This window comes from Bacillus sp. DB-2 (genome assembly GCF_003315125.1).
GTDB classification, from domain to species: Bacteria; Bacillota; Bacilli; order Bacillales; family Bacillaceae_G; genus Bacillus_A; species Bacillus_A mycoides.
The window spans coordinates 232,744-242,466 of sequence record NZ_QNRN01000010.1 but is presented as its reverse complement, the minus strand read 5'-3'; the positions used below and the strand labels follow the sequence as shown (position 1 = coordinate 242,466).

General features: G+C 33.3%; 12 protein-coding genes. 5 read left to right on the top strand and 7 right to left on the bottom strand.

The features are described from left to right. The 3 genes from DET63_RS18670 to DET63_RS18660 form a co-directional block, all read left to right on the top strand. Positions 1-604, top strand: a 604-nt coding sequence (locus DET63_RS18670) for an RNA-guided endonuclease InsQ/TnpB family protein (RefSeq protein WP_142675687.1), incomplete at its 5' end; no start/stop codon positions are given. A 410-nt stretch (positions 605-1,014) separates the two neighbouring features. Then, on the top strand, positions 1,015-1,209 hold the full coding sequence (locus DET63_RS18665; RefSeq protein ID WP_033713596.1) for a hypothetical protein: 195 nt from the start codon (positions 1,015-1,017) through the stop codon (positions 1,207-1,209). 241 nt (positions 1,210-1,450) lie between these two features. After that, positions 1,451-1,723, top strand: coding sequence for an HU family DNA-binding protein (locus DET63_RS18660; RefSeq protein ID WP_002139643.1), 273 nt, complete (start codon positions 1,451-1,453; stop codon positions 1,721-1,723). Positions 1,724-1,782: 59 nt separating this feature from the next. Here DET63_RS18660 and DET63_RS30330 read toward each other — a convergent pair whose 3' ends face one another. The 4 genes from DET63_RS30330 to DET63_RS18645 form a co-directional block, all read right to left on the bottom strand. After that, positions 1,783-1,950, bottom strand: coding sequence for a hypothetical protein (locus DET63_RS30330; RefSeq protein WP_181777934.1), 168 nt, complete (start codon positions 1,948-1,950; stop codon positions 1,783-1,785). Positions 1,951-2,160: 210 nt separating this feature from the next. Next, entirely contained in the window at positions 2,161-2,394 is a 234-nt protein-coding gene (locus tag DET63_RS18655) for a hypothetical protein (protein WP_002139648.1), read from the bottom strand. Next, positions 2,369-2,830 (bottom strand): hypothetical protein, encoded by a 462-nt coding sequence (locus DET63_RS18650; RefSeq protein ID WP_235661832.1) that lies wholly within the window; start codon positions 2,828-2,830, stop codon positions 2,369-2,371. The genes DET63_RS18655 and DET63_RS18650 overlap by 26 nt, the downstream gene beginning before the upstream one ends. 410 nt (positions 2,831-3,240) lie before the next feature. Beyond that, a complete protein-coding gene (locus DET63_RS18645) occupies positions 3,241-3,681 on the bottom strand; it encodes a DUF2178 domain-containing protein (protein ID WP_113937456.1) in 441 nt (146 codons plus the stop codon). A 153-nt stretch (positions 3,682-3,834) separates the two neighbouring features. On the opposite strand from DET63_RS18645, the gene DET63_RS18640 reads away from it, so the two are divergent. Beyond that, positions 3,835-6,807, top strand: coding sequence for a Tn3 family transposase (locus DET63_RS18640; protein WP_113937455.1), 2,973 nt, complete (start codon positions 3,835-3,837; stop codon positions 6,805-6,807). 305 nt (positions 6,808-7,112) lie between these two features. Here the strand turns inward: DET63_RS18640 and DET63_RS18635 are convergent, their stop codons facing one another. Beyond that, on the bottom strand, positions 7,113-7,427 hold the full coding sequence (locus DET63_RS18635) for an antibiotic biosynthesis monooxygenase family protein (RefSeq protein ID WP_088123232.1): 315 nt from the start codon (positions 7,425-7,427) through the stop codon (positions 7,113-7,115). A 90-nt stretch (positions 7,428-7,517) separates the two neighbouring features. Here DET63_RS18635 and DET63_RS18630 point away from each other — a divergent pair, with 90 nt between their 5' ends. Then, on the top strand, positions 7,518-8,204 hold the full coding sequence (locus DET63_RS18630) for an ArsR/SmtB family transcription factor (protein WP_113937454.1): 687 nt from the start codon (positions 7,518-7,520) through the stop codon (positions 8,202-8,204). Between the two features lie 170 nt (positions 8,205-8,374). Here the strand turns inward: DET63_RS18630 and DET63_RS30325 are convergent, their stop codons facing one another. Next, complete coding sequence (locus DET63_RS30325; protein WP_166669240.1) at positions 8,375-8,542, bottom strand: hypothetical protein; 168 nt, start codon at positions 8,540-8,542, stop codon at positions 8,375-8,377. Positions 8,543-8,577: 35 nt separating this feature from the next. Beyond that, positions 8,578-9,465 carry a DMT family transporter gene (locus tag DET63_RS18625; RefSeq protein WP_113937453.1) on the bottom strand — a complete coding sequence of 296 codons (888 nt, stop codon included), beginning with the start codon at positions 9,463-9,465 and terminating at the stop codon, positions 8,578-8,580. Positions 9,466-9,723 lie beyond the last annotated feature (258 nt).

The window sequence follows — 9,723 nt, the reverse complement described above, 5'->3', positions numbered from 1 at the left end:
TGAATACGAAAAAGAGATTGTACAAAAAGAAGTAGAAACAGTTGTTGGATTAGACTTTGCGATGGATGGATTATACGTTAGTTCTGAGGATGAGAAAGCCAATTATCCTAAGTTCTATCGTGAAATGTTAGACCGATTAGCAAAGGCACAACGAGTATTAGCAAGACGCAATAAAGGTTCTGAGCGTTGGAATAAACAACGTATTCGTGTAGCTAAGTTACATGAGAAAGTAGCTAACCAACGTAAGAATTTCCTTCATCATGAGTCTAAAGAGTTGGCTACTCATTTTGATGTTGTAGCTATTGAAGATCTAAACATGAAAGGAATGTCGCAAGCACTTCATTTTGGAAAAAGTGTCGCTGACAATAGTTGGGGAATGTTCACTTCTTTTTTAGCTTATAAACTATACGAACAAGGAAAACAACTTATGAAAATAGACAAATGGTTTCCTTCCACAAAAACATGTAGCAGTTGTGGAAATGTAAAAAATATGTCATTGTCTGAACGAGTATATTCTTGTATATGCGGTGTAAATCTCGATAGAGATTATAACGCAGCTATCAATATCAAAAATGAAGCAATACGTCTATTAGTGTTAGCGTAAATAGCAATAAAATAACCTTTGGAACAAGGGAGTTAGCTCGGCTGTCTTAGGACGAATTCGTTAGCTATCAAAAGTAACGACTAACCGAGAAGCCCCCACTTCAAACAGTCCGTTAGGACGTTAAGTGGCGGGTAGTTCACAATAGTTATATATCATATTTCTCAAAAATTTTTATAGAGAAATATGGTGAAATGAATGTGATTTGAAAGATAGCTGATATATTTGTAATTGTAAGAAGAAGTGGATGTTATTAAAATTAAGATGGTTCAAGTTGGAGAAAAGACACTCAAAGGAGAGTGTCTTTTCTTTGTGGCATCAATACTTGGTTTTTGTATTAAGCTCGATATGGTAAAATGCTAACTATATAAACTCTTTTGAACGAATATATGAAGGGGTGCTTGGCTTTGAAAATGACAAAAGGAGACGCTATATTGCGTTTGTTGACGGAAATTAAATTAGAGCTGAAAGAAACAAAAGAAGCAATAGAAAAAGTAGAAGAGCGATTGGATAAGATAGAGAAACAAACCCTTCCTCAAAAAACGTCTAAGTCTACTCCAAAAGCAGGAACAGAAAAAGATTGGAAATATCCTTCTAAAATGAAATAAGTTTGGAAGGATATTATTAAATTTAGAATATGCAGCAACAGACATATACTCTGAAACACCGCTTTATATTTCTTAATATAAACATCTAAATGTTAACTGTATGCTGAGATTAGTTTCCTTGGTACTACTATCACACAGAATTGCCTCTAGCTCTTGCTAGAGCTTTTTCTATATATCTTATTTACATCAGAAACGTAGGTACGTTATAATAATCTCTTATTACATTCAAAGAGGTGCAAAAATGAATAAAACCGAATTAACAAAAATGGTAGCAGAAAAAGCAGAACTTACACAAAAAGATGCAGCTGCAGCAACACAAGCTGTATTAGATGCTATAACAAATGCTCTTGCAAATGAAGAGAAAGTACAGATTATTGGTTTTGGTACATTTGAAGTGCGTGAAAGATCTGCACGTACAGGACGTAATCCACAAACAGGTGAAGAAATGCAAATCGCTGCATCTAAAGCACCTGCATTTAAAGCCGGAAAAGAATTAAAAGAAGCAGTGAAATAATTATACATAGTGAAAAAGGATCTGATATTCATATCAGGTCCTTTTTCTTTAGTGACATATTATACTTGCTTATCGTGTCTGTTTAACCAGGCTTTAGAAACTTTTCGTTCTCCAGATACTTCAATCCTAACCTCGCCATCTTCTTTGTATATCCGTTCAATGATTGGTATCGTCACCACTTGTTTTTCTTTTTGTTTTCGAAAATCATCCAAGTTGATAATAGTCATGTTGCACTCTCCTTTAATGATTTCTAAAGAAAAAGGCACCCGTATGAGTGCCCTTCCCCTAACTTGAACCACCATTTACTTTTAAGAAACATCGCTTAACATAAATTATAACATATTTGTTAAATTCCGAAAATAACAATTGTTAGTGCACCGTATATTTGAAATAAAGTTGCGATGCTTTGTATTTTTTTCAGTGGAATCTAGTCTCCGCTATAATTCCTCTACTTGTGACCAATCACATTTTAGGCCATTTTCTTTAGCCCAGTTCTCTATCTGTTCTTGTGTCCATCCTTTTCTTGTTCCTAGCTCCACATACGCTTTTGGAAGTGCAGCGAGTATTTTCGTACGATCATTTCGTTTCTTAAGCCATACTGATAATGCTGTAGGGTTTCCTGAGAAAACTACTTTGCTGATTTCCCTATTCCCGTAAGCTTTGATTGTCATGCTTAATCTCCTTCTCTATTTCTTCCCATATTTCGTTTATCTTGGTTGTTTGGAAATACCGCATGAGTGTGCTAGCATATAATCCAAATTCATTGAAACGACGTATTGGAATACGTCCCTCATTCACTCTATATACACGCTTTAATTTTTCTGCTAATCCTTGTTTGGTATAAACTTTGCGAGTACCGTACGTTGAAATAAGTCCTGCTCTTTTATGCAATTCAAGCATACCACCAAACCGTAGAGTAAAGACATCTGCATTATATATATTATGAGATTCATTTAATTGCCTTGATGTCGCTGCTTGTCCTAAACAATTAGAAAAATTAACATACATTTGAAGTAATTTTTCATCGGTTTCTTTCACAATCTCGGGTGTCTTATTAATCGGTGTAATACCAGCTGCAATTAACGCATTATTATAATTCTGAAACATGTTTATGGGGTCCTACCACATTGCTATCAAGCTAAAATTTTATAGTACCCCCAGAACGAAATTTTGTATTAACTTGTAACAAAAAAGCTTATTTTTTTGTTTTGAGGTATTTGCTTTTCTTAGCTTGATAGCGATGTGGTAGTACCCCATGCCCATCAAGCTAAAATTTTATAGTACCCCCAGAACGAAATTTTGTACTAACTTGTAACAAAAAAGCTCATTTTTTCGTTTTGGGGTATTTGCTTTTCTTAACTTGATGGTGATGGGGTAGCACCACTCATCCATCAGCTTAAGGTATTAAAGTATCTCTAAAAACGAAAATCACCTCTATAGAATAGATAAAATAATATTGCTATATGTACGAGTATAAGCTAAAAGAAAGCTTCTTGCTGGTGCAAGAAGCTTTCTTTTTAGACTAGTTTATTTCTGTATAGTGATACGTGAAAGACAGTCATTTGAATAAAGAAAATAGAAAAAATAATATACAACGGGTATCCTGGAAGATATTCATTGATAATAGGCGAAAGAGTTAAAAATCCAACTGCACAAGGTAACACATACCATAACGAAACAAAAGTTGTTCGACAAGCTTTCTCCGTAATCGCTTTTTCACGTTCATCTTCTAAAGGAAACAATAATGGGTACATCCAGTAAGATAAATTCTTGTACTTTTTCTTTTGAATCCTATAAACAATTGTAATTGTGATACTTCCAATGAATAATAGCACAATTGGTATAACATTAAACCATATTTCAAATGGTACTCTCTCATTTTTAATTATATTTGCTAGCTCCGTAGTAACATTATAAAGTTCAACAAATGTCCAACATGCTAACACAGTATAAAGCACATTTATGATATAGGGGTAGTGACAGGGTTGCTGTTATAGACCGCAAAGTAACTTTTTGAAATATAAAATTTAAAGCCTGAAAGAAGGCTTTTTTTATTACTAATTTTTCCTTACACTAAATATAAACAGACAAATAAAGTAAGGAGAAAAATGATGAAAAGAAACTGGACTGACGATGAACTCATTGAATATTTTATTTTAGTTCCGATGGAACGACAATTAATTGGTAATAAAACAGGTGCTAGCCGCCTAGGTTTTGCGGTCCTTTTAAAATATTTTCAACATGAAGCTAGATTTCCGATTAAAAAACAGGATATACCTAAAGTAGTGATTGCATATATTGCAAAACAATTAGATCTTTCGCCAGATTTATTCGATAGTTACCGTTGGGGTGCGGAAGAGCGAAATTTTACCTATCATCGAAAGCAAATAAGGGAATCTTTTGGTTTTCATGAATTCACGGCCAATGATATGCCTGTATTCCAAAAATGGTTGGTAGACCAAGTGAACTTTACTCATGACACAGATTATTTAAGAGCAAAAGCATATGAACAATTTCGTAAATGGAAAATAGAACCTCCTACTCTCGGTCGCTTGAATCGAATGATTGATTCAGCAATTAACACTTACGAGATCAACTTTTTTGAATCAACATGTCACGACTTATCAGAATCCACTCGATCTAGAATCGATTCTTTTCTTGAATCATCTATTGATATAAATAACGACGAACAGTTAGAAGAAAATGAACTTTTAACATTTCGTGATTTACTTGCTGATCCAGGTCGTGCCAGTTTAAAAACCCTTCATCAAGAAATACAAAAATTATTGGCCATTCGCCATCTTCAAATACCATTAGATTCATTTCAACATATACCTTCCAAACTATTAAAAAAATATCGATTGAGGGCTGTGACAGAAACATTAACTGATTTACGTGCCCATCCTGAACCAATTCGGTACACCCTGATATCTATATTATTTTGGTACCGACAATCAGAAGTGACAGACCATTTAGCGGATTTACTTATCGATATTACTCATAAAATCGGTAAAAGAGCTATTAAACAAACAGATAAAGAAATTATTGAAGAAATGAAAAAAGTCCAGGGCAAGAATAAATATATTATTAATCTATTAGAAGCTATGATTGATCATCCTGACGGGATTATTAGCGAAATTTTATATTCTGTAGCGGATCCTCAAACTCTTCAAGATATTTTACAAGAACTGAAACGGAATAAACGCATATACAGAGAGAAAGTTTATATAAAAATGCATGCATCATATGGAAATCATTATCGTCGTGCTATTCCTCAGTTATTAGACATTCTTGAATTTCGATCTAATAACCAAATGCATCAACCAGTTATTCACGCTATTCAAGTAATACGAGAATATGCCAATAGTGGCCAAAGATATTTTGCTTCGAAAGATGATGTTCCAATCGATAGTGTAATTCAACCAAAATGGAAGGATACGATTATTGAAACAGATACTAATGGAACTCGACGGATGAATCGAATTAATTATGAAATAGCTGTCTTACAATCTTTAAGAGGTAAACTCCGGTGTAAAGAAATTTGGATTCAGGGAGCAAATAGATATCGCAATCCAGAAGAAGATTTACCTCAGGATTTTGAAGAATATAAAGACGAACATTTTCAAGCACTAAAATTGCCCCTTGATGTAGAACCATTTATCTCAGTGTTAATTGAACAAATGAAGCAAAAGCTTTCTCTTCTAGATGAGGGGTTACTGTCTAAAGATAATCAAAAGGTAAGTATACTCTCCAAAAATAGTGGATGGATTCGTCTTTCCCCATTAGAAAAACAGGATGAGCCTATTCATTTATCTCAAATTAAAAACGAAATCAGAAACAAATGGCCAAATACAAACCTACTAGATGTATTGAAAGAAGCGGATTTCTTTACTAATTTCACGAAACATTTCAAAACAACTGCAGACCGAGAAATTCTTGATAGAGAAACTGTTCAACGAAGACTTATCCTTTGTTTATTTGGATTAGGAACAAATACAGGTCTTAAAAGAATCTCTTCAGGAAATACTACTGATAGTTATCGTGAACTTTTATATATCCGTAAAAAATTTATTCATAAAGATAATCTTCGGAAAGCAATTGCTGAAGTTGTAAATCAAATTATGTATCAACGATTAAAAGACATTTGGGGAGAAGGAACAACAGCTTGTGCTTCAGACTCAAAAAAGTTTGGAGCCTGGGATCAAAACCTTTTAACAGAATGGCACATTCGTTATCGTGGACGTGGTGTTATGATTTATTGGCATGTTGATAAAAAATCTACTTGTATTTATTCTCAATTAAAATCTTGTTCATCATCAGAAGTGGCTGCCATGATTGAAGGTGTTTTACGACATTGCACAGAAATGTCTGTGGATAAAAACTACGTAGATACGCATGGACAGAGTGAAGTTGCTTTTGCTTTCTGCCATTTACTTGGTTTTAAACTGATGCCAAGATTTAAAAATATTTATTCACAAAAACTTTATCGACCTGAAACTGGCATGCAAGATGCCTATTCTAGTTTACAACCAATATTAACTAGGTCTATAAAATGGGATTTAATTCGTCAACAATATGAACAAATCGTTAAATATGCAACTGCACTTAGATTAGGAACTGCATCTGCAGAGTCGATTTTAAAACGTTTTACTAAAGATGTTCAGCACCCTACTTACCAAGCATTAAGCGAGCTTGGTAAAGCTATTAAAACCATCTTCCTTTGTGAATATTTACATTCCGAAGAAATTCGTAGAGAGATTCATGAAGGATTAAATACCGTAGAAAACTGGAACTCAGCGAATAGTTTTATTTTTCACGGGAAAAACAGTGAAATTCAAACAAATTCTTTAGAAGGACAAGAAGTATCTGTTCTAGCATTACATTTATTGCAAAATTGTTTAGTGTATATTAACACTTTAATGTTGCAAGAAGTTCTTTATGATCGTGATAAATTTTGGCTAAAGAAAATGACACAAGAGGATTTTCGGGCATTAACACCTTTATTTTATACTCATGTAAATCCTTACGGGACATTTAAACTTAATATGAATAAACGGATTCCTATTAAGTTTGTAATTTCATAAAGTAAATTTATATGTACGGAAATACTCATATAGAATTGTACTTTGGATTTGAAAATGTTGGATTAGAATAAAGTTTAATTAAAAGTTATTCGTAAATATTGACTTTATTATAAAGAAAACAATCTCGTTTTGAATACAGTTTGATCAAAACGAGGTCATTTTTTAATATTGATAGATTTATTTTTATAAAACGGTTTGATTATTCTTCTATTCCTCTGGTTGTACAAATGCACCGATAGAGCGAAAAAGGTCGCTTAATTACAAGCTCCTTTAGACGCAAGTGACCTTTAGGTGAATTGACTAACTCAATCAATTCCTTTAAAAGAATAATCTCTTACCACCTTACAAATTTGCACGTTATATTGGCTGTACCACGTTTCTTTTCCTTTTTGTTGTGCTACTTGATGCACCGTATTAGCTTTCCATCTTTGAATTGCTTCTAAGGATTCCCAATAAGAAATTGTAATACCATACCCTTCGTTATCTCTTACGCTCTCAATCCTAATAAACCCAGGTTGTGTTTTTACTAGTTCTACCAAGTTGTCTGACATACTTTCATATCTTTCTGAATTGTGCTCTGTTCTTTGAGAAGTAAATATAGCTGCATAATAAGTATTCATTGTGTTACCTCCTTGAATTGTCATAAATAATTGTAAACGATAAACACTTCAACTATAATCGAAATATGGAATGCGGAAAGGTTGATGAAAATGAGTATAAATCCAAATGTGGCGGAAGTTGCCTTTCTCCTTGGAGAAAAGTCACGGGCAGCAATTCTAATAAGTTTAATGGATGGCCGGTTTCATACAGCCAGTGAATTAGCTTATATGGCTGCAATAAAGCCTCAAACAGCCAGTTTTCATCTTTCTAAATTAATAGAATCTAACCTTGTTAACGTTGATAAGCAAGGACGCCATCGCTATTATCAGCTAGCTAATGAAGAAGTCGCACGCATTTTAGAATCTTTTCTTGCGATTTCTCCACCTCCTGAAGTGCGCTCGTTAAAACAATCTAGCCAAGTAAAATTACTTCGAGAAGCTAGAACTTGCTATGACCACTTAGCAGGAAAATTAGGAGTCGGTTTAACCGAATCAATGTTGAATACTGGTTATTTGGAAAAAGAAGAAAGAAACTTTGTAGTAACACCTAAAGGAGAACAGTTCTTTACTGATTTCGGCATTGATTTAGGTCAATTAAAAAGAAAACGACGATCATTTTCTCATGCATGTATAGACTGGAGTGAACGTCATCATCATCTTGCCGGTGCTTTAGGAAATGAACTGATGAAACGCTTTTTGGATTTAAGTTGGATCGTTCAAGTTCCATCTATTCGAGCTGTAAAAGTCACAGATAAAGGAAAAGTAGGTTTTAAACAACATTTCAACATAAATATATAAATTAGAACGAATCCCTCTCCTTTGTAGACAAACAGTGCACTGAAATAATAGGGTAATAACAAAACACCACCTTAAACAGTATTAAGATGGTGTTTTTCATTTACAGAAAAGTTTTCATTATTTGCAAAAAATAACAATTAACACAAATATATAGGTAACTAGTAATAACCCTAACGTTGTTTTTTTCTAAAAATCCTAAAAAGAGATTTGAAAAGTTTCTTATAGGAAAATAAAGGGCGATATTTATAAATAGATTCATATTTCCAAGCATCACGATTAGAAAATTTTAGATTTCCACCTGAATCCTTAGGATCAATTGGATTGTTGTTATATTTCATAAATAAACCTCCTTCAGTCAATTTTTACTTCACGCTTAAACTGAGTTATTTTTAACTAGATTATTTTTCTGTTGAAAATTTCTATTTACAAGATAGATTCCAATAATTATAAACAAGCCACCAATTATGATTGAAGGGTATAACTTTTCCCCTAATAATAACCAACCAGATAATACACCGAAGAAAGGCGCTAAAAACAAAAAAGCACTTGTTTTTCCTGGATCCCCTTTTTGTAGAAGGTAATACCAAACAGCAAATTGAACAATAGAAGACATAATACTTAACCATAATAAACTGAACAATGAATTAGCGCTCAAAGTGAAGACTGGCTTTTCAAGAATAAAGCTAGCAAGTAAAAGTAGTAATCCACCAAAAAACATCTGATAAGCGGATAGAACCCACGTATCGAAAGATGATCCCCATTTTTTAACTAATAATGTTGAAATTGCCCAAAAAACGGCAGAAAAGATTCCAAAAAGAATGCCAATCTTAAATTCAATTTGTGCTCCCATTGTAATACCTACCCCTACTAACCCTAAAAGAACACCAATCCATTGATAAAGTTTATAACGTGCTTGTAAAAAAACGGTACTGAATACAACAACAAGTAAAGGATTAGTAAATGTAAGAATTGAGGATTCACTCGCTGTAATGGTCCGTAAACTCAAGAAAATACATCCCATAACACCAGCTGTTTGGAAAGTACCAATAATAAACATCTTTATCCACTGTCCTTTAGATGTTGGGTGAGGTCTTTTTAACATGATTACGATTGCTGCCATTATCAATCCGGCAAGTGTGAAACGCAATGCTGCTAATAACAGCGGTGATGAATAAGACAAACCTATTTTACCTACAGCAAAAGAAGAGCCCATTAAAAATGTTGTTAAGAGTATTAACAGTGTGAATTTGAAAGTATTCATTTTTTACCTCCTCACATATCGTAATGACTAATATGTAAATATTATAAATTCTGAATGTTTCAGCCGTTATCGAAATATGGAATGCAAATGTAGATAGATTAAATATGTGAAGATTTAGTTTGCTATAGTTATGAACGTGAATATCATCGCTCTTAGTAGTACATGCATAGAGTGATTACGGAAAAATAGGAAAAAGAACAAATTAAAAAAGAAATTCACATTAAGGAATATGAATTAGAAGTGTTGAAAGAGCTATTG

Excerpts from the sequence above, each read along its gene's own strand:
- DET63_RS18665 (WP_033713596.1), top strand. The coding sequence starts at position 1,015 with ATGACAAAAGGAGACGCTATATTGCGTTTGTTGACGGAAATTAAATTA.
- DET63_RS18660 (WP_002139643.1), top strand. The coding sequence starts at position 1,451 with ATGAATAAAACCGAATTAACAAAAATGGTAGCAGAAAAAGCAGAACTT.
- DET63_RS30330 (WP_181777934.1), bottom strand. The coding sequence starts at position 1,950 with ATGACTATTATCAACTTGGATGATTTTCGAAAACAAAAAGAAAAACAA.
- DET63_RS18655 (WP_002139648.1), bottom strand. The coding sequence starts at position 2,394 with ATGACAATCAAAGCTTACGGGAATAGGGAAATCAGCAAAGTAGTTTTC.
- DET63_RS18650 (WP_235661832.1), bottom strand. The coding sequence starts at position 2,830 with ATGTTTCAGAATTATAATAATGCGTTAATTGCAGCTGGTATTACACCG.
- DET63_RS18640 (WP_113937455.1), top strand. The coding sequence starts at position 3,835 with ATGAAAAGAAACTGGACTGACGATGAACTCATTGAATATTTTATTTTA.
- DET63_RS18635 (WP_088123232.1), bottom strand. The coding sequence starts at position 7,427 with ATGAATACTTATTATGCAGCTATATTTACTTCTCAAAGAACAGAGCAC.
- DET63_RS18630 (WP_113937454.1), top strand. The coding sequence starts at position 7,518 with ATGAGTATAAATCCAAATGTGGCGGAAGTTGCCTTTCTCCTTGGAGAA.
- DET63_RS30325 (WP_166669240.1), bottom strand. The coding sequence starts at position 8,542 with ATGAAATATAACAACAATCCAATTGATCCTAAGGATTCAGGTGGAAAT.
- DET63_RS18625 (WP_113937453.1), bottom strand. The coding sequence starts at position 9,465 with ATGAATACTTTCAAATTCACACTGTTAATACTCTTAACAACATTTTTA.